This is a genomic window from Aureimonas sp. AU12 (assembly GCF_001463705.1).
Taxonomy (GTDB): Bacteria; Pseudomonadota; Alphaproteobacteria; order Rhizobiales; family Rhizobiaceae; genus Aureimonas.
The window spans coordinates 26,086-52,248 of the sequence record NZ_BBWH01000021.1; the positions used below are offsets into that span (position 1 = coordinate 26,086).

The window sequence follows — 26,163 nt, forward strand, 5'->3', positions numbered from 1 at the left end:
GCGGTTCAGCCGAAATCGACGCGCTCGATCGAGGACGGAAGCTGCAGTCGTCGATCGTTCGACAGGAACGCGGTGCAGTTCGCACTGAGAGCGCAGGCGACGTGGATGGCGGCGGGCGTTCGCAGACGCAAGGTCGCTCGAAGCCGGGCGGCCTCGATCAGGATCGAAGTGTCGATCGGTGTGGGCATGAAGGCGCCGGAGGTCTCGATCCGCGAACGATAGGCCTCGACGTCCTCGTCGGCGCCGCGCCGGAAGGGCTGAACGAGGACTTCGCAGAGCGTGAGGTTCGAGGTGAAGGCCTCGAACGCGCGCTCGATCAGGAGGTGACGAAACGCCTGTGCAGCCTCGCCGAACTCTTCGACCGCTTCGATGAGATAGATGAAGACGTTCGCATCGACCTAGACGCGTTGACCGGACAGCGCCTCGCTCAATCCCATTCGTCACGAAGCCCGTCGAGATGCGATCGACAGCGGCGCTCGACCGGAAGGACCGGCCGCGACCGAGCCAAGGGCCGATGTCGATCCCTGTCGCCGAGGGTTTAGAACCCGTAGGGGCGCTCACCCGCGGACTGCGTCCTTCGAGGGCCACCTCGACCTCGTCTCCCGCCGCGAGGCAAAGGACACGGCGCATGTCCTCGGGAAGGACCAGATGTCCATCTTCCGACAATTTAAGCACTGTCATCTGCCACCTCGATGGTCCTTGGGCCGTCCTCGCCTCAGGCATCCGACCCATCGTTCCAGACTATCATGACGCGAGCCGGCCTCGCGCCGCTACTCCATCGCCTCCAGCTCGTCGATGAAGCCGGAGATGACGGAGAGGCCCTGGCGCCAGAAGGCGGGGTCGGAAGCGTCGAGGCCGAAGGGGGCGAGAAGCTCCGAGTGGTGCTTCGTGCCGCCGGCCTCCAGCATCGCGAAATACTTCTCCTGAAAGCCGCTCTCGGAAGTCTGGTAGACGGCGTAGAGCGAGTTCACGAGGCAGTCGCCGAAGGCGTAGGCGTAGACGTAGAACGGCGAGTGGATGAAGTGCGGGACATAGGTCCAGAAGGTCTCGTAGCCGGGGCCGAGATGCACTGCCGGCCCGAGCGAGCGTCCCTGAACCTCGACCCAGATCTCGCCGATCCGCTCCGCCGTCAGCTCGCCTTGGCGCCGCTCGGTGTGAAGCTCGCGCTCGAAGAGATAGAAGGCGATCTGGCGGATCACCGTGTTGATCATGTCCTCCACCTTCGAGGCGAGCAGCGTCTTGCGCTCGGCCTTGTCGGTGGTGGCGTCGAGAAGCGAGCGGAAGGTCAGCATCTCGCCGAAGACCGAGGCGGTCTCGGCCAAGGTCAGCGGCGTCGAGGCCATGAGCGCGCCCTGCGGCGCCGCCAGGACCTGATGCACGCCGTGGCCGAGCTCGTGCGCGAGCGTCATCACATCGCGCGGCTTGCCGAGATAGTTGAGGAGCACGTAGGGGTGCGCGGAGGGGACGGTCGGGTGCGCGAAGGCGCCCGGCGCCTTGCCCGGGCGAACGCCCGCATCGATCCAGCGATCCTCGAAGAAGCGGTCGGCGATCTCGGCCATGTCCGGCGCGAAGCCCCGATAGGCTGATATCACGGTGGCGCGCGCCTCGTCCCAGGGAATGGAACGGCGCGAGGCACCCGGCAGCGGCGCATTGCGATCGTAGAATTCGAGCGTCTCCTGCCCGAGCCAGCGGGCCTTGAGCGCATAGTAGCGGTGCGAGATCGTGGGGTAGGCGTCGGCGACGGCGCTCGCCAGCGCGTCCACCACCTCGCGCTCGACCCGGTTGGCGAGATGGCGGGAATCGGCGACGTCGGCGAAGCCGCGCCAGCGATCGGCAATCTCCTTGTCCTTGGCAAGCGTGTTCGTCAGCAGCGTGAAGGTGCGAAGGTTCGCGCCGAAGACGGCGGCCAGCGCCTCGGCGCCGGCCCGGCGCCGAGCACGGTCGGGATCCTGCAGGAGGTTCAGCGTCTCCTCGAGCGCCAGCGTCTCGCCGTCCACCTCGAAGCGCAGCGAGGTCATCGTCTCGTCGAAGAGGCGGTTCCAGGCGCCGTGGCCGGTCACCGACTTCTCGTGGAACAGCTCCTCGACGCGGTCCTCGAGCTGGTAGGGCTTGTCGAGGCGAAGGTCGACGAGCCAGGGCCGGTAGCGCGTCAGCACCGGGTCGGCCGATATCGCCGCGTCCATCGCGGCATCGTCGATGCGGTTCAGCTCGAGCGGGAAGAAGAGCAGCGACGACGAGATGTCGGTGACCTTCGACTGGATGTCGCCGTAGAACTTGGCATTGCCGGGGTCGGCCGTGTCACCGGAATAGACGAGGCCGGCAAAGGACACGAGCCGGCCGAGGATTTCCTCGATCGCCTCGAACTCGGCGACGGCCTCGCCCAGCGTGCCCCCGCCGGGGGCGGCGGCCTGTGCCGCCAGCGTGCCGCGCCAGCGCGCCGCGAAGGCGCTCGCGCGTTTCGCCGCGGCCGTGATGTCGGCCTCGACCTCCGGCGCGCCGATCCCGGCATAGAGGTCGGCGAGGTTCCATTCGGGAAGCGGGCCGAGATCGTCGGCGGCGGGCCGGGCGTGGGATGGGGATGCGGTCATCGATGTCCTCGTCGAAAGGCGGCGGCGGTGAGCCGATGCGCTCGCGGCCGGCGTGACGATGCCGGCGCGACAGCGAAAGATTCACACGTCCCGTGCCAGACTTATGACGATGCGCCAAGAAAGCGAACTCATCGAGGCCTCCGGCTTCGCCATTCTCGTGATCGACGACGATCCCGTGCAATGCCGGCTCGTCGAGGCATCCGTTGCGCGGGCGGGCGGTCGCACCGAGCGCGCCGGCGGGCTCGAAGCGGCGTTCGCGCGCCTGACGGATCCCGCCCTGCCGGCCTTCGACGCGCTCGTGCTCGATCTCATGATGCCCGACGGCTACGGGCTCGACCTCCTGACGCGACTGCGCGCCACCGGTCTGCAAGTTCCGCCGACGGTGGTTCAGACCTCGCGGGCGGGCATCGATACGGTCGTGGAAGCGATGCGCGCCGGGGCCTGCGACTTTCTCGTCAAGCCGGCCTCTCCTGCCAAGATCACGGCGGCGATCGCGGCCGCCTGCCGTGCGGGCCAAGCCGACGGGGGGGAGGGTGCGAGCGGGCGATCGACCTTGGCGGCCGAACCGGGCATCGAGACCTCTACGGGACATGCACTCGGCCGCGCCATGGCCGAAACGCTACGGCTCGCCGACAAGGCCGCACGCTCGGCGATCCCCGTGCTGCTGCAGGGCGAGACCGGCACCGGCAAGGAATGGCTGGCCCGGCGCATCGTCGAGGCGGGGCCGCGCGCCGGGGCGCCCTTCGTCGCCGTCAATTGCGGGGCCCTGCCGCGCGATCTCGCCGAAAGCATCCTGTTCGGCCATGAGCGTGGCGCCTTCACCGGCGCGACGCAGCGCTCCCTCGGCCGCTTCGGCGAGGCGGACGGCGGCACCCTGTTTCTCGACGAGGTGGGGGAACTGGCGTCGGAGGTGCAGGTCAAGCTCTTGCGGGCGCTGCAGGAAGGGGAGATCGATCCGGTCGGCGCCTCGCGCCCGGTGCGCACCGATCTGCGCATCATCGCCGCCACGCATCGCGATCTGGCGCGCGACGTCGCCGACGGGCGCTTCCGCGAGGACCTGTTCTATCGTCTCGCGGTGTTTCCGATCGCGCTGCCGCCGTTGCGCGATCGGCGCGACGAGATCGCGGCGCTGGCACGGGCCTTCGCCCTGCGGTTCGCCGGGGTGGCCGCGTTGGCCGAGGACGCACTCCGGTTTCTGGAGTCGCAGGACTGGCCGGGCAACATCCGCCAGTTGCAGAACGCCGTGCACCGCGCCGCGGTGCTGGCCGAGGGGGAGACGTTGACCGCCGCCGACTTCGGCGTGGTGCCCTCGCCCGACGCGGAACCCAGCGCCGCCGGCGATGCGAAAGGGACGGCCGGACCAGCCGCCGTAAATCCGGCTGACCAGTTCGTGACCGGCCAAGAGGCAGAACCGGAAGCCGGCTACAGGATTTCGCTGATGAGCGGGAATGGTGAGATCATCACGCTGGCCGATGCCGAGAAGCGCCTCATCGCGGCGGCGATCGATCGCTACGAAGGCCGGCTTTCCGCGGTCGCGCGTCATCTGGGGATCGGCCGCTCGACCCTCTACCGCAAGATGCGAGGGTATGGTCTCGAGCGTTTCGCGCAGACGTGAACCGACAGAGTCGCACGGGCGACCCCCGCCGGTCGACGCCATTTTCATTGTCAGTTAACCATTTTCCCGTGTACTAGCGAAGAAATTGAACGAGTGTCATTTTCGTGCCGCAGTCCTTGTCGATGAGAGTCTCCAGAAACAGAGCTCTCGTCGCCGACATTGGGGAACGAATGATCGGCGCGAGATCCGGGGGAAACAGCCGCATGTTCGGATGGACCGAATGCGTATCGCGACGTGTGGTCAAACGCGCCGCGGTTCTTCTAGCCGGGCTCGCCGCCATGGTGTCGGTCACGGCAGCGCAGGCCGAGACCCGAACGCTGAAGCTCTACCATGTCCATCTCCAGGAAAAGACCGAGATCACGTTCAAGCGTGACGGCAAGTACCTGTCGGACGGCCTGAAGAAGGCCAACTGGGCGCTGCGCGACTGGCGCGAGAGCAAGCCCACCAACATGGACCCCAAGCTCCTCGACCTCCTCTGGGAGGCCTACCAGCAGTCGGGATCGCGCGGCTACATTCACATTATCGGCGGCTACCGCTCGCCCGGTACGAACAAGATGCTCCGCTCGCGCTCGTCGGGCGTCGCCGGCACCAGCCTCCACATGTCCGGCAAGGCCGTCGACTTCTTCATGCCCGACGTGCCGCTGAAGAAGATCCGCGACATCGGCCTGCGCATCCAGCTCGGCGGCGTCGGCTACTATCCGCGATCGGGCTCGCCCTTCGTCCATTTCGACACCGGCAAGGGCCGCTACTGGCCGCGCATGAGCCGCTCCGAGCTCGCGCAGGTCTTTCCGAAGGGCAACACCATCCATCTTCCGGCCGACGGCAAGCCGCTGCCGGGCTACGAGACCGCGCTCGCCTCCTACAACAAGCGCAAGGGTTCGAACGACATCCAGATCGCCTCGTCCTCCGGACGTTCGGGCGGCGGCAAGTCGCTTCTGGCGATGATCTTCGGCGGCGGAGCCGACGAAGCCGAGGACGAGGCCGAGGCCACCTCGGCGCCGGTCGCCCGCAAGCCGGCTGCACCGGCTCGCGCCGCGCCGGAGCCCGAGGTCCAGATCGCCGCCGTCAGGCCGTCGCGCGCCGCGCCGCAGCCCGTCGCACCGCCCGTGCTGCCCGCCGGCGTGCCGATGCCCGACCGCGACGCGTTCGACAGCTCGGTGCCGCGCGCCCAACAGCCGCCGGCCGGGCTTCCCGCCGCGGCCGTCGAGACCGAAGTCGCCGCGCTCGTTCCCGTCCGCGTTCCCCTGCCGACCACAGCGCCCAAGCGCCCCGCCGAGGCGGACGCCGTCGTGCCTCAGACTCTGGACGAAACCCTTGTGGCCGCGCTCGAGGAAGAGGCCCCGCCCGCTGCGCCCGGCCAGCTCGCCTACGCCGTGCCGATGCCGCGCGCTCGTCCGCCCTTCGAGGCGGTCCTGCGCAACGAGCAGGCCGCCCTGCCGACGCCGCGGATGATCGGCAGCGAGCCCGAACTGACGCCCGAGGCCATCATCGCCGCGGCCATGCCCGACGCCGCTGGCCCTGCACCTGCCGCGATCCCCGTCGCCTATCCGTCCGAGCGGCCCGAGGTCTCGCAGATCGCCGCGGCGATGCTGCCGACGGCCAAGGTCGCGGCGCCGGCCGAGAAGCCGTTCCTCGTCGCAGCGCTCGAACGCCAGCCCGCACCGCCGGCGGCGGTCGCGCCCGCCGGCAAGCCGGTTGCCGCCGCGAAGAAGAGCGGTAGCGCCAAGGGTGGCCGCGTCGTCGGTGACGATGCTGCGCTGGCCGCAGCCGCCAAGCCGGCTCCGCGTCCCGCCGCAGCCTCGGCTGCGACGATCGCCCGCCGGATCGAGATCGCGTCGCTGATCACCAATCCCGAGCGCCGGGCGATGGAGACGAAGCTGTCGCGGCCCGTGGCCGACGGCCTGATCGGCAACCTGCCCGCCGCGGTGTTCGCCAAGGGCTTCTCGGCCAAGGGCGTCTCGCCCGCGGGAACGCAGCATTTCGAAGGCACCGCGGTGAACTTCCTGCCGGTTCACAAGATCGACTGACGGCGTTCGCCGGCATCCATCTCCATGGCAACCCGCGCGACGGTGCGGGTTGCCATGCCAAGTCAGTGTCTCGTCCTGCCCTGGCACTCGTTGGTCATGTACGTCCGGCAGTCCGCCGCTGGATCTGTTGACGCACCATCCGCCGTTGAAATGCCGTGGTCCGGGTTCCAAGACGTTCGCGCATCTGTGAAAGTTTCATAGCGTGCGGTGCCGAGTTTTCCCCACCAATGCCGTCGTGGATATCCCCACTCGACAAGGGATTTCACAGGTTTTCGTCAGGCAAAACTTTGGCCGCGCTCCGTGAAACTTGACACTCGCAAAGACGTTCAGCATGACCGAATGGCTCTGAGCGGCTGTCGGCGATGATGAATTGCGACGTGCGAACGCGAAAATCCATGGGAACGCCCTGCCGAGGGGCGGACATGGATCTGGCGACCAGCGACCGGGATAGGTGGACATGGACGGGATCGAACAGATCGACAACAACGAGATGATCATGGAACTGACGGCGGAGGTCGTCGCGGCTTATGTCAGCAACAATTCGCTGCCGGTCGTCGATCTCCCGACACTGATCTCGGACGTTTTCGTGGCGCTCGGTCGTACCAGCGCGGTCCCGACACTGACGCCCGCCGAGAAACCCAAGCCTGCGGTGTCGATCAAGCGCTCGGTCACCGACGACTACATCGTGTGCCTGGAAGACGGCAAGAAGTTCAAGTCGCTCAAGCGCCACCTCATGACGCATTACGACATGTCGCCGGAGGAATACCGCGAGAAATGGGATCTCCCGGCAGACTACCCGATGGTGGCGCCGACCTATGCGGCCGCACGCTCGCGCCTCGCCAAGCAGATGGGCCTGGGTTACAAGCGACGCCGCGGACGGTAGGGCGCAACCCGATCGCGGCAGGCGGCCGTCGATGGGGCGCTTGAGGCGCCGAGCCTCCGATCTTTCTTCGATGATTCCAGGTCTGTAGGGCGATCCGCTCTGACTGTTCAGTCTTTCAGACCCAAACACTTGTTGGCCGCGTCGGCACTCCGAGACGACCTGAATCGATGTAGGTTCAAAAGGTCGAGGTGCCGCCGGGCACCTCGACCCAATTCGACGAGCCGAGATTACCGCCGGCTGGCGAGCTTGGCGGCGGCCGCGGTGATGAGCCCGAACAGGATGTGGTTCATCGCATGCATCCCGATCGTATCGCGACCGGCCTGCCATTCCGGCTTCTTGACGCCGAGAAGCGGTCCCGCGATCCAATGCATCGCCCCGTAGAAGGAGAGGCCGAACAGGAGGCCGGACGAGAGAACGTCGGCATCTTCGTCGGTCGAGGCCGCGTAGACGGCGGCTGCGGCGGCCGAGAGTAGGAGGTGACCGCCCTGGATCACCGCCTGCTCCCTTGGGCCTGGAAGGGCCGTCTCTTCGGCCGCGTCGAAACCGAGGCGGGGCGCGGCTGCCCGTTCGAGTTCGGCGAGTTCCGAGGGCTTGCCACTCTTGCGTTCACCGGCCACCAGCATCGCGGTCAGGCCGAGTCCCGCGACCAGTCCACCTGCGACGGCGCCGAACAGCCGCGCGTCGCTCATGCGCCGGCCTTCGCCGAGCCGGACGGCTCGTGCATCGGGCAACCGTTGAAGCGCTGGCGGAAATCCGCCGAGTGCTGGTAGGGCGCCTTGCGGGCGCGATTGATGTTGCCGAGCGGCTGATGGGCGGCGAGGCCCGTCCAGATGCTGAAGCGCATCTCCTCGTCGACCGCCTGCACCTTCGCGGCGGCCCAACTGTCCTGCGGTGCCGCGGTGATCGTCGCCACGCGCTGGAAGGGCGCTTCGTCTTCCTTCCACTCGACGGTCGGATCCTCGACGGGCTGCTTGTCGAGGTCGCGGCAGAGCTGGACACGCAACTCCCAGACGCCCTCGATCCCCTTCATCTCGGCCTGCACGGTCTCGCGGATCGCGTTCTCACGCCCGCTGGCATCGATCTTCGTTCCCGTCAGCGCGGTCAGATCCGGTGAGATCGGGGCGACGCTGAACTTGGCGATGTAGTCGCCATAGCGAAACGGCGTGACGCTGTAATAGGTCTCGCCGAGCGGATCGACGTTGGGCGCACCGCCCATCGACTGGAGCGTCGAGCTTTCGATGCCGACGGCTTCGAGCGCCGTATTGACGCCGCGAAGGACGGTCGACATCACCGTCTTCGTGCCTTCCAGCTTGTCGGTGGTTTTGGCCAGCATCTTCAGGCTGCCGTGGAAATCCTTGGCGGTCCTGGCCTGGAAGATCGGGCCGTTGACCATGATGAAATCCTGCGTCGTCCCCTTGGCGCCCGGAAGCCGCTCGCCCTCGACGTCGAGGATCTTCAAGGCCATGCCGCGGGGCAGGGAGATCGCGTCGGGCAGGATGTCGCCCGCATTGGTCGACAGGCGCAGGAAGACCTTGTGCTCGCCGGGCCCGGCAAAGAGGCCCTGCGCCAGTTCCGGCGGCAGGTTCGGCTCGATGCGCAACGTCCCCTCCAGAATGCCATGGGCCTTGGCATGCACGGAGCGGACGGCGTGGCCGTAATCCTTGGCCGTCGTCTCGAGGATGGTGTCGAAGGTCTCGTTCAGGCCTTCGATGGTCGCGGCCTCGTCGGGCTGTATGTCCTCGACGGACGGCGAAAAGCGAACGGGTGCGGACGGCGTCATCTCTGGAACCTTTCGATATCTGAGAAGAAGACGCTGCGCGGTCGTGTCGCGTTCCCATTCCTGTTGCCAATATATTTAGCGCACGAAGTAATTTGCCGCGTGTGTCGGTATGGGCAGGACGGTTCGCTCGCGGAAGCCGATGACGATTCTGGCCGTATTCTGGTTCTGGTCCGGGCTGGCGGAACGCGGTGATGTGCGGTCCGCCAGCCTGCCCGACAAGGGTGGCGCCGCCGACGATCAGGCGACGCGGGTCCAGGCGACGAAGGGATCGGGCAGGTTCGTCCAGGCGGCAGGTGTGAACGCCTCGGCCTCGACGAGGCAGGCATCGAGCCGGGCGCGGATCGCGGCCTCGTCCATCGGGTCGGTGCCGATGAAGACGATCTCCTGGCGCCGATCGCCCCAGACCGGATCGAGAACGGGCTCCATCAGGCGCCGCCATTCCGGCGTCTGCGGCCATTTCGACCGGGGAACCGAGGCCCACCAGAGCCCACGCTTCTCGGTCTTCACGAGGGATCCGGCCTGCGCGACCTCGCCGACATGGTCGGGCCGCGTCGCCAGCCAGAAGAAGCCCTTGGCGCGGATGACGCCCGGCCAGGCCTCGCCGACGAAGGCCTGGAAAAGCAGGGGGTCGAACGGGCGCCGCGCGCGATAGACGAAGGAGCGGATGCCGTATTCCTCGGTTTCGGGAACATGGTCGGCAAAGCCGTTGAGCTCGCGATACCAGAGCGGATGCTCGTGCGCCCGCTCGAAGTCGAAGAGCCCGGTGCCGAGAACCTCGTTCAGCGGCACCACGCCGAAATCGGTCTCGACGATGCGTGCGTCGAGATTGAGCGCGCGGATGATCTTGAGGGCGGCGTCGCGCTGTCCGGGGCTGGCGCTCGAGACCTTGTTCAGGACGATGACGTCGGCGAACTCGATCTGCTCGACAAGGAGATCGACGAGCGTGCGCTCATCGCCCTCGCCGGCGGTCTCGCCGCGCTCGCGTAGAAACGCGCCTGACGCGTAGTCCTTGAGCAGGTTGGCGGTGTCGACCACCGTCACCATCGTGTCGAGCCGCGCAATGTCGGAAAGGCTGACGCCCGCCTCGTCGCGAAACTCGAACGTCGCGGCGATGGGCAACGGCTCGGAGATCCCGGTGGACTCGATCAGAAGATGGTCGAAGCGACCCTCCGACGCCAGCTTGCGGACCTCGGCCAGGAGATCGTCGCGCAGCGTGCAGCAGATGCAGCCGTTCGTCATCTCCACCAGTCGCTCATGGGTGCGCGACAGGTCGGCCCCGCCGTCGCGAACGAGGGCAGCGTCGATGTTGACCTCGCTCATGTCGTTGACGATCACCGCGACGCGCAGGCCCTCGCGATTGGCGAGCACATGGTTCAGCAGGGTCGTCTTGCCGGCGCCCAGGAAGCCGGACAGGACGGTAACGGGCAGGCGGTTCATAGCAATCTCCATCAAGCAATACCATTTCTGTTATGATATAACATTACATGCTGCAAGCCGGCTCCCCACTTTGGCCTCGCCGACCGGACCTCGATCGCACGCGCCCCGACGCGCGATCGAGGTCCGCGCTTCACGGCCGAAGGTCGATCTCGCCTTCGATCCTCTCCAGCACGAAGTCGTCGACGAGCACGTCGATGCGGACCGCCCAGCGACCGGGGACGGGCAGCGAGAGATCGGCTTGCCAAGTGCCGTCGCCGGGCTTTTCCGCAGCGCGCCTTATCGGCTCGATGCCAGCTAGCGGGTTCGAGAAGACGAAGGTGACTTGCCGGGGATCCACGGGGCCGTAGTCGATCGTCATCAGCGAGACGTTTGCGACCACCGGACCGGTATGGCCGGGCGTCACCGTGAGGTCTGCCATCACGCGGGCCGACATGGCGTGGACGCTCGCCGGCTGCGCGGCGGCGATCACGATCGCCCGCGGCGGCGGCGTGAAGCGCCAGAGCGCGACGGTGCCGAGGACGAGAACGGCCACGACGATCTCGGCGGCGAGCGAGCGGACGAGGCGACGGCGGGCGATCGCCTCGCCTTGTAGAGTGGGGCCTGTCCATCGCCAGCGGTTGGCACCGGCCAGGGCGAAGAGAACGCCCAGCAGCGCCAGCTTGACGAGGAGAACGCGGCCGTAGGCGGTTTCCCAGAGCGCGGCGGGCGTGCCGATCTGGATAATGGCGAGGATGAGGCCGGAGGCGAAGAGCGCCGCGACGACCCACGGGATGAGCGACGAAAAGCGGCGGAGGCTTGCCGAGGCCGACGGTCCGTTGCCCCGAAGCGCGAGGCAGAGGGGCACGAGGGCGCCGATCCAGGCGGCGACGGCGAGCGCATGAACGAAGACCGCCGGGCGCGTCAGCCATTGCGGCGACGCGCTGCCGGCATGGCCGCTGGCCGCCAGCGCCCATCCGATGGCGAGAAGGGCGAGGGCCGTGACGGCCCGCCGCGCCGCCTGCCTCCGCAGCGCCAGGGCGAGGAGGGCGAGGAGGAAGGCCGTCGCGCTGAAGGCCACCGTCCGCCCGAAGCTGGTGCTTGCGCCGGCCTGCCAGACCGCGGGTTGGCCAAGCGCACCGAGCGAGGCTCCCAGCGCGTCCAGACCCTGCGCCCCGATCGCGAGCGGCGCGGCGGCGAGGCCAAGGAGCAGAGCGCTGCGCACGATGTTTCGTGCCCCGCCGCCGAGACGCCGGATGCAGGCGTCGCTCGCGAGGCCGCCGACGCCGAAGACGAGGCCGAGATAGAGCATCAGCTTCGTCGTCCAGACGAAGGCCCTGATGGGCCGGTCAACCTCGGCGACGACGGGCGCACCGCCGGTGCTCGCGGCACCGATCGAGAAGACCACCGACCCGCCGACGGGATGTCCGTCCTTGGAGACGACGCGCCAGCTGAGGACATGCGTGCCGTCCGTCAGTCCGGCGGGCGCGGGGATCGCCAGCGCGCCGTCCCGCAGTTCGGCACCGCCCAGCACCGTCACGGTCCCGTCGGGCGCGACGAGGCGCAGCGTCAGCGGCGATACGGCCTCGCTGAAACGCAGATCGAAGCGCGCCGGTGCCATCGCCAGCACTGCGCCGTCGCTCGGTTGCGAGGCGACCAGCGCGGCATGGGCCGATGCCCGCGAGGCGGTGCCGACGACACCGGTCGAGACGACGGCGAGGACGATGGCGAGGATCGCCAGGGCTCGAAGGCCTGCGGACGGGATCGTTCGGGTCATGGTGCGTGCCTTCCACGTGTCGGAGGAACGGGCGCGGCGCGGGTCAAGCCGTGTGGCGCCCGACATCGCGTCAGCCCTCGGGAAGGAGCTTCAGTCCCGGAGCGGGCATCTCGTAATCGTCGGCCACCTTGCCCGTCGCCGGGATCTCGATCCAGCGTTCGGCCTTGCCCTCCGGGCATTCCTGCACGACCGGGAAGTAGAGCACCTGCGTGGTCGGCAGGTCCGCGGTCAGGTACACGCGCATCACGAACTCGTCGTAGAAGTCGTCGGGCAGGCTGCCGCCGCTCCAGACGACCTCCGTCACGCCCTCCGTCGTCGGGGTGCCGTAATAGTCGTAGGCTTTGGCGTAGGCGCCCTTGACGGTTTTCAGCTCCCAGCCGGCCTTCGGCATCGGCTTGGCCGAGATCACGCCTTCGGGAATCCGCACGCGGATCGTCGTGGTGGGGGCGCCCTCGCAGCCATGGCCGACGCGGAACACCGCCTTGTAGGCGCTGCCGACCTTGGCCTCCTGCGTTTCCAGCGTGACATGCGCGAAGGCGGTGCCGAGGGTCGCCGCCAGGATGGCGGCCGTGGCCGCGATGAGGGTTTTCATGGGGATTTCCTTGGGGTGAACAGCAAGTGGGGGAGGGGTGCGAGCTGCGGGGAAGCGTCAGGCAAGGCGCGGCCGCCGGAGGCGGGTCATCGTCCAGTCGAGTGCCAGCATCACGAGAAGCGAGGCGCCGACGAGCGGGAAGACGATGCCGCCGACCACGAGGATCGCGAGGAGCCCGCGGAATACACGGGCATCGCGGGGCATCGGTGGGGTGCCCATCGAGCCCTTCGGGCGCCGTTTCCACCACATGACCCCCGCCGACATCGACAGGAGCACCATGCCGGCGCAGGCGGCGAGGAGGACGAGCTGGTTGGCGAGGCCGAACTGCTGGCCGAGATGGACGTTGATGCCCCATTCCAGCCAGCGCCCGAGCGGCCCGTAATCGGCATAGGACATGTCGACGAGCGATTGGCCCGTGTACTGGTCGAGATGGACGACGCGCTGGGCGGCGACATCGTCGGGATAGGCGGACCCCGTGAAGACCCCGTCCGGCGTGGACGGGATGTTGACGGCATAGCCGCGATGCAGCCCGAGTTGGTCGAAGGTCGCGACGGCGCGATCGAGGCCGATCGATGAGGCGCCCGATCCTGCGGCGGGCGACAGCGGCACTTGCGCCTGTTCAAGCGACCAGGTGGTAGGCGCGACGTGGTCGAGGTGTTCGTCCGACATCGGAACGGCGATGCGCAGCGCGGTGGGGTAGCCGAAGTTGTTGCCGTTCGCCCATGCGTTCACCTGCCCGCCCCAGACGTTCGACCAGGGCATGCCGGTGATCGCCAGGAAGACGATGAAGCCGCCGACGAAGAGCCCCGTCACGGCGTGCAGGTCGCGCCAGAAGACCCGCTTGGGCGGCGTGCCGCGCACGGAGACGACGCCGCCCTTCTGTCCGCGCGGCCACCAGAGATAGATCCCGGTGCCCACCAGCAGGATCGCCCAGCCGGCGGCGATCTCGATGAGACCGCGCGCCACTGGACCGAAATACTTGAGGCTGTGCAGAGTGCGCACCGTTCCCATCACCGTCCCCTTGTCCGGCAGCGAACCGAGGACGCGGCCGTCATAGGGATTCACGTAGACGGCGAGGCGCTCGCCGCCCTCCGCCGCCACGGTGATCTCGCTCGACGCCCCGGCGTCGGCGGGATCGGTGTACTTCACCGCCGTTCCCGGATGGACGGCGAGCGCCGCGGCCACCTGCGCGGAGAGCGCGACGCGCTGAACGCCCTCCTGAACCTCGACCCGCTTCACGTCGGCATGGACGAACGCGTCGATCTCGTCGCGGAAGAGGTAGAGCGCGCCCGTCACCGCCAGCGTGACGAGGAAGGGCAGGACGAAGAGCCCGGCATAGAAATGCCAGCGCCAGACGGCGCGGTAGAGATCGGCGGCGGCGGGAGAGCGCGTTGCGGCTCCCGCACGGTCGAGAGTGGTGTCGGACATCGGACATCCTCGCGGTCGGAAAAAACGGGGTCGACGACCGTTCGCTTCGGCCGGCGGTGCGGTTCATGTGGGGGAGCGCCCGACCGGCGCGGGCGCCGAACGGACGAGGCGCCGCTGCGTGCCGGCACAGGGTCGGACGCCCCGCGCCTCGACCGGCGCGGCCGGCAAGGACGAAGGCATCGACGATCCATCCAAGGTGAGATGGACACCGACATGACATGCGCCGGCATCTCCGCCGGTTGCCGCGCGATGTCGGATCCTGCCTCGGGGCGACGGTCTGGGGCCAAGCGCGGCTCGCCGAGCACTCAGCCGAGGTGGTCGCGTCCGGCAAACGGCCCCGTGGCTGTCCGGGGCGGGTTTCGCCTACCGGGTCTGGCCGGCAGCGTTCTCGCCCATCGCGTCATGCGAGGGAGCCTTGGCGCCCATCGAGTCGACCTCGAGCTGCACCGTCACCGCGCCGGCCTTCTCGAAGGTCAGCGTCAGCGGAACCGTCTCGCCCTGAACGAGCGGCCGGGTGAGGCCCATCAGCATGAGATGATAGCCGCCGGGCGCCAGCGCGACGCTGCCGCCGGCGGGGACCTCGAGGCCACCCACCACGGGCTTCATCGTCATGATGCCGCCCTCGACGGCCATCAGGTGAACCTCGACGCGCGGCGCGACGGGCGAACTCAGCGCGATGAGCCGGTCCGGCGTCGAACTCGTGTTGGTCAGCCCGAAATAGCCCGCGCCCGTCTTGGCGCCGGGGGGCGTCGCGCGGCTCCAGGGATGCTCGACCTCGATTGCGCCGACCTTGAATTCATGGGCGATCGCGAGCGCCGGCGAGAGGGCGGCGAAGAGGCCGAAAAGCGCGGCGAACCCGGTCGCGCGGCGCACGGCGACAGCGTGCGCAAGGGCGCGAAGGACGATGGACATGAATGAACCTCTCGGGGCGCGCGCCGGGCATGATGGGGCGGCGGCCGGATCTTGAGCGAAGCGATCCCGGTGCGCAGGCAGCGGGACACGAAGCACGGATCAGATCGAGAGGGGCGGGCCCCGGGTCTGTCGCGGCGTCTCGACCGCGCCGGTGCCGACATCCTCGAAGAGGACGAAGACGGCCGTGCGCACGAGCGGCTGGCGAACGAGAAGGGCGCTGAGTGTCGGCGGCGGTGCCATCGCGCCACCGAACATCGGGCAGCCGAGCGTGCAGCAATCGAGCTTGCCCGACGAATGACCGGCGTCACCCAGTCCCGTATGCGCGGCCGATCCGTCGGCCGGCGAGCAGATCACGTTGCCGAACTGATCGCGGGGAAAGTCGTGCGCCTGAGCGCTGCCAGTGAGGCCTATGAGCAGCACCTGGAGCGCGAACAGAAGAGCGGCGAGCGTCGCCGTCCATCGGTTCGATCCATTGCGCCACATCTTCAAGGCCACGAGACTCCCTTCGAGGTCACCGCCGATAGCACGGCCGATCCCACGTGCCTACCGGGATCATGGACGCATGCGCGCCGGCGCCTCGACATTGGGGCCGCACGCCTGCCGCCGCACGGGTGTCGCAAGGCGGGAGACGTCTATGCCGCTGCGACGCCTTGGACCACCGGCCACCCGGCCGGACCCAATGGCCTGACCACCAAACCCGGCCTTCGTCACACCATCCCGAGGGCTTGGAGGTAGAGATCGAGAATCGCCTCCTGCTCGGCGCGCTCGTCGCGATCCTGCTTGCGCAGAGAAACCACCTTGCGGAGCACCTTCACGTCGTAGCCCCGGGACTTGGCCTCGCCGTAGACGTCCTTGATGTCGTCGGCGATGGTCTTCTTCTCCTCCTCCAGACGCTCCACGCGTTCGACGAAGGATCGCAGTTCGTCCGCGGCGACGTTGGTTTCGGCTGACGTTTCGAGGGTCTGGGACATGGGGCTTGCCTGGGTGATGGGATGGAGCGGGGAGCATCAGCTGCGAGACGCCGCGGGAAAGGCCGGCGGGATGGAAGACGAGGACCAGGAGACGCCGCGTCGGGGCAGGACTGCGGCGATCGGCCTATCCTGCTGCGGGGCCGCTTGGCCCGGCGAACGAAACGCGTCCACGGCAGCTACCTTCGCAAGGTCCGACATCGGCACTGGTCTCTCGCGACGCGCCGGCTGGATGGAAACAATGTGCCACGCGTGCTGGTCCTTCGATGACGCGCAATGGTTTCCCGAAGGTTACCGGGTCCCGCGCGCCGAGGCTACTCCGTCGGGCGGTTGCGCTCGAAGGCCTTGAGCGAAGCGGCATCGACCTCGCGCTGGTTCGTCTCGCGCCAGACGTCGTAGGGCATGCCGTAGACGATCTCGCGCGCCTCGTCCTTCGTCATCTCGGCGCCCGTCTCCACGGCGGCGTCGCGATACCAGTTGGCGAGGCAGTTGCGGCAGAAGCCGGCGAGATTCATCAGGTCGATGTTCTGGACGTCGCCGCGGCCGGCCAGGTGATCGCGCAGCCGGCGATAGACGGCGGCCTCCCGTTCGATCCGCTGAAGGTCGTCGTCGCTCATGACTTCGTTCGTCATTGGGAAGGTCCTCGCCATCGGGGTCTGCCCGACGCGCCGGCCTCTGGCGCGCGCGTCGAAGGGGTCGATTATCACGCCGGGATATCGGACCTCTCGCGCGCCGGCGCAAGCGCGACCTGGATCCCGCCCGGGGATCGGTGCCGTGTCAAAGAATCTAGCCCCCGTCGTCGCTGCGTCCTTTGTGTTGTCGATTTTCCCGGCTATGCCAGAAAACGACGCCGCTCGAACCGCCCGACGCCGAGGATCTTCCCAGGGATGCCCATGCCGTTCCGTCCGATCGTGGGGATCCGATCCCCCGTCGCCGCTCTCTTCATCGCCGCCTTCGCCAGCCTCCTTGCCGCTCCGCTTCTCGCCGCGCCCGCCCGAGCCGACTTTCGCGTCTGCAACGGCACGCAGACGCTGGTCGGCGTCGCGGTCGGCCAGCGCACGCCCGACGGCTGGGTCAGCGAGGGCTGGTGGCGCATTCCCGCCACCACCTGCCGCTCCGTCGTCGAGGGCGAGCTTCAGTCGCGCTACTACTATCTCTACGCCGAGGATGCCGAAGGGCTGGGGCGCTGGGCCGGCGACATCGACATGTGCATCGCCGAAAACGAGTTCAAGATCGTCGGCGTGGCGGATTGCTTCGCCCGCGGGTTTCAGAAGATGGGCTTCCGGGAGTATGACACCGGCGGTCAGGGAAGCTGGATGGTTCAGCTGACCGAATCACCACGCGGGGGCACCGAGCAGCCATGAAACGCAATCGCAGGGTCAAGATCCTCGCCACCCTCGGGCCGGCTTCGTCCGACGAGGCGATGATCCGCAAGCTGCACGATGCGGGCGCCGACGTGTTCCGCATCAACATGAGCCACACCGACCACGAGTCGATGCGCGAACTGGTGCGCCGCATCCGCCGCGTCGAGGAGGCCGTCGGCCGGCCGATCGGCATTCTCGCCGATCTCCAGGGCCCGAAGCTGCGCGTCGGCAAGTTCGCCGCCGGCAAGGTCGATCTGGCCGCCGGCGACATCATCACCCTCGACGACAATCCCGAGCTCGGTGACGCCACGCGCGTCTACCTGCCCCATCCCGAGATCCTCGAATCGGTGAAGGTCGGCGACCGCCTCCTCATCGACGACGGCAAGCTGGCCCTCGTCGCCGAGGAAACCACGGGCAAGGCGATCCGCTGCCGCGTCGTCGCGGGCACGCGCATTTCCGACAAGAAGGGCGTCAGCCTGCCCGACACCGTGCTGACGAGCGGCGCGCTGACCGAGAAGGACCGGCGCGACCTCGATGCGGTGCTGCTCGAGAGCGTCGACTGGATCGCGCTGTCCTTCATCCAGCGTCCCGAGGATCTCGCTGAAGCCCGCAAGATCTCGCGCGGCCGGGTGGGTCTCCTGTCGAAGATCGAGAAGCCGCAGGCGGTCGAGCGGCTGGAGGAGATCATCGAGCTGTCCGACGCCATCATGGTGGCGCGCGGCGATCTCGGCGTCGAGATGCCGCTCGAGCAGGTCCCAGGCATCCAGAAGCGCATCACCCGCGCCGCGCGCCGCGCCGGCAAGCCGGTGGTGGTCGCCACGCAGATGCTGGAATCGATGATCACCGCCCCGGTGCCGACCCGCGCCGAAGTGTCGGACGTCTCGATCGCCGTATTCGAGGGCGCCGATGCGGTCATGCTCTCGGCCGAATCGGCTGCCGGCGACTATCCGGTCGAGGCCGTGGCGACGATGCACAAGATCGCCGTCGAGGTGGAGAAGGACCAGCTCTATCCCGGCATCATCTTCGCCCAGCGCCCCGCCGCCGAGGCGACCGGTGCCGACGCCGTCTCGCTCGCCGCCCGCCAGATCGCCGAGACGCTGAACGTCGCGGCGATCGTCACCTACACGGCGACCGGCACGACGGGCCTTCGCACCGCTCGCGAGCGGCCGCAGATCCCGATCCTCGCCCTGTCGCCGATCGAGGCGACGGCGCGGCGGCTCAGCCTCGTCTGGGGCCTGCACTGCGTCGTGACGGAGGACGCCACCGACATGGAAGAGATGGTCGACAAGGCCTGCCGTCTCGCCGTCGAGCAGGGCTATGCCCGTGCGGGCGAGCGCATCATCATCACCGCCGGCGTGCCGCTGCGCACCCCCGGCGCCACGAACATGATCCGCATCGCCTATATCGGCTCGGACGGTGCCTCCGCCGTCTGACCATCGCGAGCTTGACGCGGCGTCGGCGATCCGACGCCGCAGGCCATGAAAGACGCCGACCCGCCAAACCCAGCCGGTCGGCGTTCTGCGTCTTGTTCCTCGGTCGAACGATGACGAGCAGGCACGACGGATCGTCAGGCGCAGGCTTCAGCCTCGACCGCACTGGGCCGTGCCGGTGCGGTCGGCCGTTCTGCGGGACGATGTGCAACCAAGGCTGGTGACTGCCTGTCGTCCGCCGCCAGCCGCTTTGCTCAGGCCCGCTCGCCCGCCAGTTCGTCGGACAGGCGCAACGCCGCATCCTGCGCCTCCTTCAACGCCGGATAGATCGCGAGGACGCGCAGATAGGTGGCGAGCGCGCGGCGGCGCTGGCCAAGTTCCTCCTGCATCGTCGCTAGCCCCGTCAGCGCGGCGAAATGCCGGGGCTCGCGTCGCAGCGTCTCTTCGACATCGGCCATCGACAGGTCGTAGCGGTTTTCGGAATAGTTGACGGTGGCGCGCCGGTTCCAGCCTTCGGCGTAGCCGGGGGAAAGCACGATCGTCTGGTCGAGGAGGTCGAGGGCGGCCGCGGTCTCCTTCTTGGCGGCGGCTTCGGCCGCGCGGCTCATCAGAAGGTCGATCGTGGCGCTGCCGCTCTGCAGCCACTGCGCCTGGATCAGCGTCGAGATCTCGCCGGCCTTGGCCGCGTCAGGCTCGCGCCGCAACTGCTCGAACAGCGTGTCGAGGCGCTCCGCCGGCGTCGAGACATCCGCCGCCACGCTCGGCGCGATCTCGCGCGGCGCCGGGAGCGGGGCCACAGTCGGCAGGCCCGCAGGGGGCGGGGTGGTATCCTGCGCCTGCACAAGGGTCGCGAAGGGAAGAAAGATTCCGAGGATCAGACATGACAAAACGCGCATCGGAGGAGGTTAGTCCGTCCGTGCGCGTCGTCAAATCGAATTTTCGAGCGCAGGGGTCGATAAGGCCCCCTGCCGTCGCGGCATCAGCCCTGACGCGCCTTGTAGCGCGGAGCTTCCTTGTTGATGATGTAGATGCGGCCCTTGCGGCGAACCATGCGGTTGGCGCGATGGCGGCCCTTGAGCGACTTCAGCGAGTTCTTGATCTTCATGGGATTCGACCGTCGGTGGGAGGCGACGATCGGAAGGCCCGGTTCCGCCGCACAATGAAAACGCGCCGTCTCCGGCGCGCCTGTCTGGGGCTGTGCGATAGCCGCTGCGGGGGCTTCGTGTCAACCTTAAGACGGCGGGCGCCCGCCGGATTCAGCCCACCGGGCGCGGCCGAAGCCGCGTGAAATGGCCCATTTTGCGGCCGGGTCTGGCTTCGAGCTTGCCGTAGAGCGTCAGCATCGTCGCCGGTTCCCCGGCGAGCGCCGCGGCGCGCTCGACATCGGATCCGATGAGATTTTCCATCGTGCAGTCGGCATGGCGGGCGGGGTCGCCGAGCGGCAGGCCGACCACGGCGCGGATGTGCTGCTCGAACTGCGAGACGAGGCAGGCCGCTTCCGTCCAGTGGCCGGAATTGTGGACGCGCGGGGCGATCTCGTTGACGAGAAGCTCGCCCGTCTTGGTCACGAAGAACTCGACGCCGAGGACGCCGACGTAACCCAGCCGTTCGAGGATCGTCGCGGCGATCCGCATCGCTTCCTCGGCCAGCGCCGGTGGCACGGATGCCGGAACCGTGGAGCGCTTGAGGATGCCGAGGCTGTGGACGTTCTCGGCGGGGTCGAAGGCCCGCACCGATCCGTCCGCTCCCCGCGCCGCGATCACCGAGATCTCGCTGGCGAAGGCCACCTTCTTCTCGAGGATCGAGGGAACGGCGCCCAGACTCGCAAAGGCGTCGCCATGCGGGCTGCCCTGGCGCAGTACGGCCTGTCCCTTGCCGTCGTAGCCGAGACGGCGCGTCTTGAGGATGCCGTCGCCGCCGAGCTCCAGCAGCGCGTGGTCGAGCTCCTGCGGGTCGTCCACGGCGCGCCATTCGGCGGTGCGGATGCCGATCCCGTTGAGGAAAGCCTTTTCCACCACGCGGTCCTGCGCCACCTCCAGCGCCTGCGCGGGCGGATGGACGGGCACGATTCCCTCGATCGTGCGCAGCGGCTCCACCGGCACGTTCTCGAACTCGTAGGTCACGACATCGCTGCGCTCGGCCAGCTCGCGCAGGGCGGCGACGTCGTCGTAGCGCGCGGTGATGAGGGCGTTGGCGGTCTGGCCCGCCGGGCAGGCGGAGTCGGGATCGAGCACCAGCATCCGGTAGCCGAGGCGCGCGGCGGCCGCGCCCATCATCCGCGCGAGCTGGCCGCCGCCGATCATGCCGATCGTGGAGCCGAAGGGGAGGGGGCCGAAGGGGAGGGGGGAGGCGGGTGTCGAGGACATCGCGGCGCTCAATGACCCGGAGCCGGGGCCGGTTCGTCGACCGGGCGCTCGGCCACGGCCTCGCTCTGCCGCCGCCGCCAGGCGTCGAGCCGCTCGGCCAGGCCTTCGTCGTTCAGCGCCAGGACGCTCGCGGCGAGAAGCGCGGCGTTGACGGCACCGGCGCGCCCGATGGCGAGCGTGCCCACGGGAATGCCGGCGGGCATCTGGACGATCGAGAGAAGGCTGTCCTGTCCCGACAGGGCCCGGCTCTCGACGGGCACGCCGAAGACGGGAAGCGGCGTCATCGCCGCCGTCATGCCCGGCAGGTGGGCTGCGCCGCCCGCGCCCGCGATCACCACGTGGAAGCCGGCGGCCTTGGCGCCCTTGGCGAAGTCCACGAGGCGCTCGGGCGTGCGATGCGCCGAGACGATGCGCGCGTCGAAGGCGACGCCGAGCGCCGCCAGCGTGTCGGCGGCGTTCTTCATCGTCGGCCAGTCGGACTGGCTGCCCATGATGATGGCGACGCGCGGCCGCTCCGTCGGCACGGCGCTCATGCGCTCCAGTCCGGAATGACCTGATCCTCGAGATCCTGCAGCCGGTCCTTGATGAAGAGCTTCTTCTTCTTCATGCGCTGGATCTGGAGCCGGTCGCAGCCGGTCGTCTCCATCGCATTGATCGCCGCGTCGAAATCCGTGTGTTCCTGGCGAAGGCGCGCCAGCTGCAGTCTGAGTTCGGCCTGTTCCTGATCCGCCACCAAGTGTCCCTCGAACGCTGCACCCACGATCCGACGGACCGGCGGGAAAAGGCTCGTCGCACCGGCGCGGACGAGACCTCGCGAGCGCTGGGGCGAGGGCTTGCAACCGGGCGGTGTGACGCGAACCACCGGCGGGCGTCGTCGTCCATCATTCGTTATCAGCACCGCAGAAAAATCGAAACCCGGCTCTTGATCCTCATTCGACAGTGCAAAGCTATTGTGACACCTTCACGCGGTCCATGACGGCTCCGATCGTCTCGGAACCGGTGGAAGGGAAGAAATCAAAGGAGCTCAAGAATGTCCTTGGATGTCCACCTCGCGACCTTGGAACAGCGCCATTCGGCGCTCGACGACGAGATCGTTTCGGCCAAAGCCAAGCCTGCCATGAGCGATGCGGAACTTCGGGAGTTGAAGCGACGGAAATTGCAGCTGAAGGACGAGATCGAGCGCCTGCGGGCCTCCGCCGACTGATCGGCGACGACTGACTTTTTCTTCGAGCGTTGAAGCGGGAGCGCGGCCTTCATCGGCCGCGCTCCCTTTTCATCGGGACGAGAGGAAGGATGCCGGCGCCCGGGTTCGACGGGACGCTGCAGCTTTGCCCAAGCCCCCGAGCCCCCGAGCCGCGCCCTCGCGCCGCGGATCGGACGATCCCGGTGCTTTTCCCGCCGCGCGCTTGTCTGTAGTGTCGCCGCATTCCGCCGCTACGGCGCCTGTCGCGACCGGGCCATCCCGCCCGCGGCCGATGGTGCCGCGGCGATCCCGCCGACCGCAGGCTTTTCGCGCTTCGCCCTTCGGGGTGCGGCGACCCAACGAACGTTCAAGCGATGACCGACGACGACCGCATCCGCCCCCGCCTCGTGCTGGCGACCACCCTTCTGCCGGACGGGGAGGCCGGGATCGCGCTCCTGCGCGAGGCGCTGGCGGCCGGCGACGTCGCCACCGTGCTCGTCGATCCCGCCGGCCGATCCGATGCCGCCTTCCAGGATTTCGCCGAACTCGTCGTGCCGGTGATCCAGGAGGCGGGCGCCGCGGCGATCGTCGCCGAGGACACGCGCTGCGCCGGCCGGGTGAAGGCCGACGGGTTCCACACCTCGGCGGGCAGCATCGCCGGGCTTCGCGAGGCGGTAGGGCGGCTGGCGCCCAAGCTCATCGTCGGGGGCTCCGGCTTCACCACGCGCCACGAGGCGCTGGAGGCCGGCGAGGCGATGCCGGACTATCTCTTCTTCGGCAAGCTCGGTGCCGACCGCGACCCCGAGCCGCTGCGGCGCAACCTCGAGCTGGCCGAATGGTGGGCGGCGATCGTCGAAATCCCCTGCATCGTCCAGGGCGGCGCGGATCTCGCGACGCTGGGCGAGGCCATCGAGACGCGCGCCGAGTTCATCGCGCTCTCGGTCGCGATCTTCGCCGATCCCGCGCGGGTCGCGGACCACGTGCGCGAGGCCAACCGGCTGTTCGACGCCGTGCTCGAAGCGAAGGCGGCCTGATTCCCATGCGCCCGCTTCGTCTCCTTCTTGTTGCGTTGACGCTCGGCGGCGTGTCGGCGAGCGTCGTGCGGGCGCAGGAAACCGCCGCGCCGCCCTCGCTCCTCGTCTCGCCGTCGATCGAGACGCCGCCCCCCGCGCCGTTCTCGCCCTTCCCCGAAGCGCCGGCAGGGACAGCACCGGCGGCAGCGGTCGCCGATCCGAACGCCGCGCCGGCGCCGAGCTTCCTGCCGACCCCGGTCGCCACCGCCGCCATGCCGGCGGGTTCCGCCGCGCCTCCGGGCTCGCCGGCGGCGGAGGCCTACGGCGCCTTCCAGCGCGGCTATTATCTGTCCGCCATGCGGCTGGCCGAACCGCTCGCCAATCTCGGTGATCCCGCCGCGCAGACGCTTCTCGGCGAGATCTATGCGCGCGGGCTCGGCGTGCCCCGCGACGAGAAGGAAGCGGCGCGCTGGTATGGCATCGCCGCCAAGGCGGGCGTGGCAGAGGCGCAGTTCCGCTATGCGCTGATGCTCATCGACGGGCGCGCCGTCGAGCGCGACGACGCTGCGGCGCGCGATCTGATGAAGGCTGCGGCGGACGCCGGCAATCCGCTCGCCGCCTTCAACTACGGGCAGATGCTGATCCAGTCCTCGCCGACCGGTGGCTTTGCCGAAGCGCTCGGTTATTTCCGCAAGGCTGCCGGCAGCGGGGTGCCCGACGCCGAATACGCTTTGTCGCAGCTCTATGCCTATGGCCGCGGCACCGAAAGAGCCGACGACGGCGAGGCCCGGCGCTGGCTGACCGAGGCGGCGCGCTCGGGCCACGACACCGCGCAGATCGAGCTCGGCATCTGGCTGATCAACGGTCGCGGCGGCGCCGCCGACCCGCGCGAGGGTTTTCGTTGGCTGAAGGGCGCCGCCGAGCGCGGCAACCCGATCGCCGTCAACCGCGTGGCGCATCTCTACAAGGACGGCATCGGCATCGCCGCCGATCGGCTGGAGGCCGGCAAGTGGGTGGTGCTGGCGCGCCGCGCCGCCAATTCCGACGCCGCACTCGACGGCTGGTTCCGCTCGCTGCCGGACGGCGACCAGAAGGCCGCACTCGAGGCCGCCAACCGCTTCCGCTCGGGCTGATACCGGGGCGCCGGGAAGGCGGCACGGCTTGAACGGCAACGGGTTTTGTGGTTTCCAGCCCGTTCGGGCCGTGAGCGGCCCTCCCATTTCCCGTGCGAACTGTTTTTCGACCCATGAAGATCAACGGCAACGAGATCCGGCCCGGCGACGTCATCGAGCACGACGGCGGGCTGTGGGCGGCGGTGCGCACGGCCCATGTGAAGCCCGGCAAGGGCGGCGCGTTCAATCAGGTCGAGCTGAAGAACCTCGTCGACGGCACCAAGCTGAACGAGCGCTTTCGTGCTGCCGAGACGGTGGAGCGGATCAAGCTGGAGCAGAACGACTACCAGTTCCTCTACGCCGAGGGCGAGATGCTCGTCTTCATGGATCAGGCGAGCTACGAGCAGCTCGAACTGCAGCGCGACTTCGTCGGCGACCGCGCCGCCTTCCTGCAGGAAGGCATGAAGGTGACGGTGGAAAGCCACGACGAGCGCCCCATCGGCATTCGCCTGCCCGACTACGTGACGTTGGAGATCCGCGAGGCCGACCCGGTCGTGAAGGGTCAGACGGCGGCATCCTCCTACAAGCCGGCGATCATGGAGAACGGCATCCGCGTGATGGTGCCGCCCTTCATCGGCGCGGGCGAGCGCATCCTCGTGGACACCAGCGAGATCACCTACGTGCGCCGCGCCGACTGACCGTTTCGGGTCGCCCGGCTCGCCGGGACGACCCTGACCCTGATGCCTGATATGCCGTCGCGCCGGACCGTCTCCGCGAGGCGTTTGTGACTTGATCGTCCGTGGCCCCGGCCGCGTGTTCTGACCCCGTTTGAAGAAGGTTCGAGACCCATGGCCCGTTCGGCGCTGATGAATGTCATGACGCAGGCCGCGATGAAGGCGGGCCGCTCGCTCACCCGCGACTTCGGCGAGGTCCAGAACCTGCAGGTCTCGATGAAGGGGCCCGCCGACTTCGTCAGCCAGGCCGATCGCAAGGCCGAGGAGGTCGTCTTCCAGGAACTGTCGCGCGCCCGGCCGGACTGGGGCTTCCTCATGGAAGAGCGCGGCACGGTCGAGGGCAAGGATACCCAGCACCGCTGGATCGTCGATCCACTCGACGGCACCACCAACTTCCTGCACGGCATCCCGATCTTCGCCATCTCGATCGCGCTCGAGCGCGATGGGCAGATCGTCGCCGGCGTGGTCTTCAATCCCGCGCTGGACGAGCTCTACACGGCCGAGAAGGGCGGCGGCGCCTTCCTCAACGACCGCCGCATCCGCGTCGCTGCGCGGGCCAAGCTGCCTGAAACGGTGCTCGCCACCGGCATGCCCTTCCTCGGCCACGGCGACCACGGCCGCTTCCTCTTCGAGGCGCGCAAGATGATGGGCGAGACGGCAGGCCTGCGTCGCATGGGCGCCGCCTCGCTGGATCTCGCCTATGTCGCCGCCGGCCGCTTCGACGGCTACTGGGAGCACGGGCTGCAGCCCTGGGATATCGCGGCCGGCTCGATCCTCGTTCGCGAGGCCGGCGGTTTCGTCACCGACACGGAAGGCGGCAAGTTCGACGCCATGCAGGGCGATATCGCCTGCGCCAACGAACTCATCCACAAGGCGATGCTCGCCGAGCTCAAGAAGGCCAACATGGCCTTCGGGGCCTCGACCCGCCCGATGCCGGTGCCCGACCCCACCGTCTGACGCTCGCGCCCCGCCGCGCTG

Annotated in this window: 26 protein-coding genes and 1 pseudogene; 10 read left to right on the plus strand and 17 right to left on the minus strand. The window is 68.5% G+C overall.

Features of this window, described 5'->3' with window-relative positions; genetic code table 11:
- Positions 1–5 precede the first annotated feature (5 nt).
- Together AUL33_RS21560 and AUL33_RS07830 are read right to left on the minus strand one after the other, a co-directional pair.
- Positions 6–386: pseudogene (locus tag AUL33_RS21560) on the minus strand (type II toxin-antitoxin system VapC family toxin); the annotation flags it as partial.
- 384 nt (positions 387–770) lie between these two features.
- Positions 771–2,588 carry a M3 family oligoendopeptidase gene (locus tag AUL33_RS07830; RefSeq protein WP_062206230.1) on the minus strand — a complete coding sequence of 606 codons (1,818 nt, stop codon included), beginning with the start codon at positions 2,586–2,588 and terminating at the stop codon, positions 771–773.
- Positions 2,589–2,697: 109 nt separating this feature from the next.
- On the opposite strand from AUL33_RS07830, the gene AUL33_RS07835 reads away from it, so the two are divergent.
- The 3 genes from AUL33_RS07835 (at position 2,698) to AUL33_RS07845 (ending at position 7,113) form a co-directional block, all read left to right on the plus strand.
- Entirely contained in the window at positions 2,698–4,203 is a 1,506-nt protein-coding gene (locus AUL33_RS07835; RefSeq protein WP_062206534.1) for a sigma-54 dependent transcriptional regulator, read from the plus strand.
- A 278-nt stretch (positions 4,204–4,481) separates the two neighbouring features.
- Positions 4,482–6,230 (plus strand): DUF882 domain-containing protein, encoded by a 1,749-nt coding sequence (locus AUL33_RS07840; RefSeq protein WP_192843155.1) that lies wholly within the window; start codon positions 4,482–4,484, stop codon positions 6,228–6,230.
- Positions 6,231–6,687: 457 nt separating this feature from the next.
- Positions 6,688–7,113: a MucR family transcriptional regulator gene (locus tag AUL33_RS07845; RefSeq protein WP_062206236.1), complete on the plus strand. Its 426-nt coding sequence runs from the start codon at positions 6,688–6,690 to the stop codon at positions 7,111–7,113.
- 227 nt (positions 7,114–7,340) lie between these two features.
- Here AUL33_RS07845 and AUL33_RS07850 read toward each other — a convergent pair whose 3' ends face one another.
- The 10 genes from AUL33_RS07850 to AUL33_RS07895 all read right to left on the minus strand — a co-directional run bounded on the left by AUL33_RS07850 (position 7,341) and on the right by AUL33_RS07895 (position 16,615).
- Positions 7,341–7,802 carry a hypothetical protein gene (locus tag AUL33_RS07850; protein WP_062206240.1) on the minus strand — a complete coding sequence of 154 codons (462 nt, stop codon included), beginning with the start codon at positions 7,800–7,802 and terminating at the stop codon, positions 7,341–7,343.
- Positions 7,799–8,893: a catalase family protein gene (locus AUL33_RS07855; protein ID WP_062206242.1), complete on the minus strand. Its 1,095-nt coding sequence runs from the start codon at positions 8,891–8,893 to the stop codon at positions 7,799–7,801. The genes AUL33_RS07850 and AUL33_RS07855 overlap by 4 nt, the downstream gene beginning before the upstream one ends.
- Before the next feature lie 237 nt (positions 8,894–9,130).
- Positions 9,131–10,330, minus strand: a complete 1,200-nt coding sequence (locus AUL33_RS07860; protein ID WP_062206248.1) for a GTP-binding protein — start codon at positions 10,328–10,330, stop codon at positions 9,131–9,133.
- A 130-nt stretch (positions 10,331–10,460) separates the two neighbouring features.
- Positions 10,461–12,083: a copper resistance CopC/CopD family protein gene (locus tag AUL33_RS07865; protein ID WP_062206252.1), complete on the minus strand. Its 1,623-nt coding sequence runs from the start codon at positions 12,081–12,083 to the stop codon at positions 10,461–10,463.
- A 70-nt stretch (positions 12,084–12,153) separates the two neighbouring features.
- A complete protein-coding gene (locus AUL33_RS07870; RefSeq protein WP_062206256.1) occupies positions 12,154–12,675 on the minus strand; it encodes a YcnI family protein in 522 nt (173 codons plus the stop codon).
- A gap of 57 nt (positions 12,676–12,732) precedes the next feature.
- Complete coding sequence (locus AUL33_RS07875; protein WP_062206259.1) at positions 12,733–14,103, minus strand: PepSY domain-containing protein; 1,371 nt, start codon at positions 14,101–14,103, stop codon at positions 12,733–12,735.
- A 363-nt stretch (positions 14,104–14,466) separates the two neighbouring features.
- Positions 14,467–15,015, minus strand: a complete 549-nt coding sequence (locus AUL33_RS07880; RefSeq protein ID WP_062206262.1) for a copper chaperone PCu(A)C — start codon at positions 15,013–15,015, stop codon at positions 14,467–14,469.
- 99 nt (positions 15,016–15,114) lie between these two features.
- The gene (locus tag AUL33_RS07885; protein ID WP_156419325.1) at positions 15,115–15,510 is read right to left on the minus strand and encodes a DUF2946 family protein; all 396 of its coding nucleotides are present in this window, start codon (positions 15,508–15,510) and stop codon (positions 15,115–15,117) included.
- A 212-nt stretch (positions 15,511–15,722) separates the two neighbouring features.
- A complete protein-coding gene (locus AUL33_RS07890) occupies positions 15,723–15,986 on the minus strand; it encodes a DUF2312 domain-containing protein (RefSeq protein WP_062206269.1) in 264 nt (87 codons plus the stop codon).
- Positions 15,987–16,297: 311 nt separating this feature from the next.
- Complete coding sequence (locus AUL33_RS07895; protein ID WP_082652415.1) at positions 16,298–16,615, minus strand: DUF1244 domain-containing protein; 318 nt, start codon at positions 16,613–16,615, stop codon at positions 16,298–16,300.
- 261 nt (positions 16,616–16,876) lie between these two features.
- Here AUL33_RS07895 and AUL33_RS07900 point away from each other — a divergent pair, with 261 nt between their 5' ends.
- Complete coding sequence (locus tag AUL33_RS07900; RefSeq protein WP_062206538.1) at positions 16,877–17,347, plus strand: DUF1036 domain-containing protein; 471 nt, start codon at positions 16,877–16,879, stop codon at positions 17,345–17,347.
- Positions 17,344–18,780: a pyruvate kinase gene (gene pyk, locus AUL33_RS07905; RefSeq protein WP_062206271.1), complete on the plus strand. Its 1,437-nt coding sequence runs from the start codon at positions 17,344–17,346 to the stop codon at positions 18,778–18,780. The genes AUL33_RS07900 and pyk overlap by 4 nt, the downstream gene beginning before the upstream one ends.
- A gap of 251 nt (positions 18,781–19,031) precedes the next feature.
- Here the strand turns inward: pyk and AUL33_RS07910 are convergent, their stop codons facing one another.
- From AUL33_RS07910 to AUL33_RS07930, 5 genes are all read right to left on the minus strand, one after another.
- Entirely contained in the window at positions 19,032–19,574 is a 543-nt protein-coding gene (locus AUL33_RS07910; protein WP_062206274.1) for a hypothetical protein, read from the minus strand.
- 182 nt (positions 19,575–19,756) lie between these two features.
- The gene (gene ykgO / locus AUL33_RS07915; protein ID WP_062017685.1) at positions 19,757–19,882 is read right to left on the minus strand and encodes a type B 50S ribosomal protein L36; all 126 of its coding nucleotides are present in this window, start codon (positions 19,880–19,882) and stop codon (positions 19,757–19,759) included.
- 151 nt (positions 19,883–20,033) lie between these two features.
- Positions 20,034–21,143, minus strand: a complete 1,110-nt coding sequence (locus AUL33_RS07920) for a 5-(carboxyamino)imidazole ribonucleotide synthase (protein WP_062206277.1) — start codon at positions 21,141–21,143, stop codon at positions 20,034–20,036.
- Positions 21,144–21,151: 8 nt separating this feature from the next.
- Positions 21,152–21,676 carry a 5-(carboxyamino)imidazole ribonucleotide mutase gene (gene purE, locus AUL33_RS07925; protein ID WP_062206280.1) on the minus strand — a complete coding sequence of 175 codons (525 nt, stop codon included), beginning with the start codon at positions 21,674–21,676 and terminating at the stop codon, positions 21,152–21,154.
- Positions 21,673–21,876, minus strand: coding sequence for a YdcH family protein (locus AUL33_RS07930; protein WP_062206540.1), 204 nt, complete (start codon positions 21,874–21,876; stop codon positions 21,673–21,675). Before AUL33_RS07930 ends, purE begins: the two co-directional genes overlap by 4 nt.
- 297 nt (positions 21,877–22,173) lie before the next feature.
- Between AUL33_RS07930 and AUL33_RS21565 the strand changes: the two genes are divergently transcribed.
- The 5 genes from AUL33_RS21565 to AUL33_RS07950 all read left to right on the plus strand — a co-directional run bounded on the left by AUL33_RS21565 (position 22,174) and on the right by AUL33_RS07950 (position 26,142).
- Complete coding sequence (locus AUL33_RS21565) at positions 22,174–22,347, plus strand: YdcH family protein (protein ID WP_082652416.1); 174 nt, start codon at positions 22,174–22,176, stop codon at positions 22,345–22,347.
- A gap of 353 nt (positions 22,348–22,700) precedes the next feature.
- The gene (locus tag AUL33_RS07935; RefSeq protein ID WP_062206283.1) at positions 22,701–23,360 is read left to right on the plus strand and encodes a thiamine phosphate synthase; all 660 of its coding nucleotides are present in this window, start codon (positions 22,701–22,703) and stop codon (positions 23,358–23,360) included.
- A gap of 5 nt (positions 23,361–23,365) precedes the next feature.
- Positions 23,366–24,472, plus strand: a complete 1,107-nt coding sequence (locus AUL33_RS07940; protein WP_082652417.1) for a tetratricopeptide repeat protein — start codon at positions 23,366–23,368, stop codon at positions 24,470–24,472.
- 113 nt (positions 24,473–24,585) lie between these two features.
- On the plus strand, positions 24,586–25,149 hold the full coding sequence (gene efp, locus AUL33_RS07945) for an elongation factor P (protein ID WP_062206286.1): 564 nt from the start codon (positions 24,586–24,588) through the stop codon (positions 25,147–25,149).
- Between the two features lie 150 nt (positions 25,150–25,299).
- On the plus strand, positions 25,300–26,142 hold the full coding sequence (locus tag AUL33_RS07950) for an inositol monophosphatase family protein (RefSeq protein WP_062206289.1): 843 nt from the start codon (positions 25,300–25,302) through the stop codon (positions 26,140–26,142).
- The last annotated feature ends 21 nt before the right edge of the window (positions 26,143–26,163 follow it).

Coding starts and splice junctions, on each gene's coding strand:
- AUL33_RS07830 (WP_062206230.1), bottom strand. CDS start 2,588: ATGACCGCATCCCCATCCCACGCCCGGCCCGCCGCCGACGATCTCGGC.
- AUL33_RS07835 (WP_062206534.1), top strand. CDS start 2,698: ATGCGCCAAGAAAGCGAACTCATCGAGGCCTCCGGCTTCGCCATTCTC.
- AUL33_RS07840 (WP_192843155.1), top strand. CDS start 4,482: ATGGTGTCGGTCACGGCAGCGCAGGCCGAGACCCGAACGCTGAAGCTC.
- AUL33_RS07845 (WP_062206236.1), top strand. CDS start 6,688: ATGGACGGGATCGAACAGATCGACAACAACGAGATGATCATGGAACTG.
- AUL33_RS07850 (WP_062206240.1), bottom strand. CDS start 7,802: ATGAGCGACGCGCGGCTGTTCGGCGCCGTCGCAGGTGGACTGGTCGCG.
- AUL33_RS07855 (WP_062206242.1), bottom strand. CDS start 8,893: ATGACGCCGTCCGCACCCGTTCGCTTTTCGCCGTCCGTCGAGGACATA.
- AUL33_RS07860 (WP_062206248.1), bottom strand. CDS start 10,330: ATGAACCGCCTGCCCGTTACCGTCCTGTCCGGCTTCCTGGGCGCCGGC.
- AUL33_RS07865 (WP_062206252.1), bottom strand. CDS start 12,083: ATGACCCGAACGATCCCGTCCGCAGGCCTTCGAGCCCTGGCGATCCTC.
- AUL33_RS07870 (WP_062206256.1), bottom strand. CDS start 12,675: ATGAAAACCCTCATCGCGGCCACGGCCGCCATCCTGGCGGCGACCCTC.
- AUL33_RS07875 (WP_062206259.1), bottom strand. CDS start 14,103: ATGTCCGACACCACTCTCGACCGTGCGGGAGCCGCAACGCGCTCTCCC.
- AUL33_RS07880 (WP_062206262.1), bottom strand. CDS start 15,015: ATGTCCATCGTCCTTCGCGCCCTTGCGCACGCTGTCGCCGTGCGCCGC.
- AUL33_RS07890 (WP_062206269.1), bottom strand. CDS start 15,986: ATGTCCCAGACCCTCGAAACGTCAGCCGAAACCAACGTCGCCGCGGAC.
- AUL33_RS07895 (WP_082652415.1), bottom strand. CDS start 16,615: ATGACGAACGAAGTCATGAGCGACGACGACCTTCAGCGGATCGAACGG.
- AUL33_RS07900 (WP_062206538.1), top strand. CDS start 16,877: ATGCCGTTCCGTCCGATCGTGGGGATCCGATCCCCCGTCGCCGCTCTC.
- pyk (WP_062206271.1), top strand. CDS start 17,344: ATGAAACGCAATCGCAGGGTCAAGATCCTCGCCACCCTCGGGCCGGCT.
- ykgO (WP_062017685.1), bottom strand. CDS start 19,882: ATGAAGATCAAGAACTCGCTGAAGTCGCTCAAGGGCCGCCATCGCGCC.
- AUL33_RS07920 (WP_062206277.1), bottom strand. CDS start 21,143: ATGTCCTCGACACCCGCCTCCCCCCTCCCCTTCGGCCCCCTCCCCTTC.
- purE (WP_062206280.1), bottom strand. CDS start 21,676: ATGAGCGCCGTGCCGACGGAGCGGCCGCGCGTCGCCATCATCATGGGC.
- AUL33_RS21565 (WP_082652416.1), top strand. CDS start 22,174: ATGTCCTTGGATGTCCACCTCGCGACCTTGGAACAGCGCCATTCGGCG.
- AUL33_RS07935 (WP_062206283.1), top strand. CDS start 22,701: ATGACCGACGACGACCGCATCCGCCCCCGCCTCGTGCTGGCGACCACC.
- AUL33_RS07940 (WP_082652417.1), top strand. CDS start 23,366: ATGCGCCCGCTTCGTCTCCTTCTTGTTGCGTTGACGCTCGGCGGCGTG.
- efp (WP_062206286.1), top strand. CDS start 24,586: ATGAAGATCAACGGCAACGAGATCCGGCCCGGCGACGTCATCGAGCAC.
- AUL33_RS07950 (WP_062206289.1), top strand. CDS start 25,300: ATGGCCCGTTCGGCGCTGATGAATGTCATGACGCAGGCCGCGATGAAG.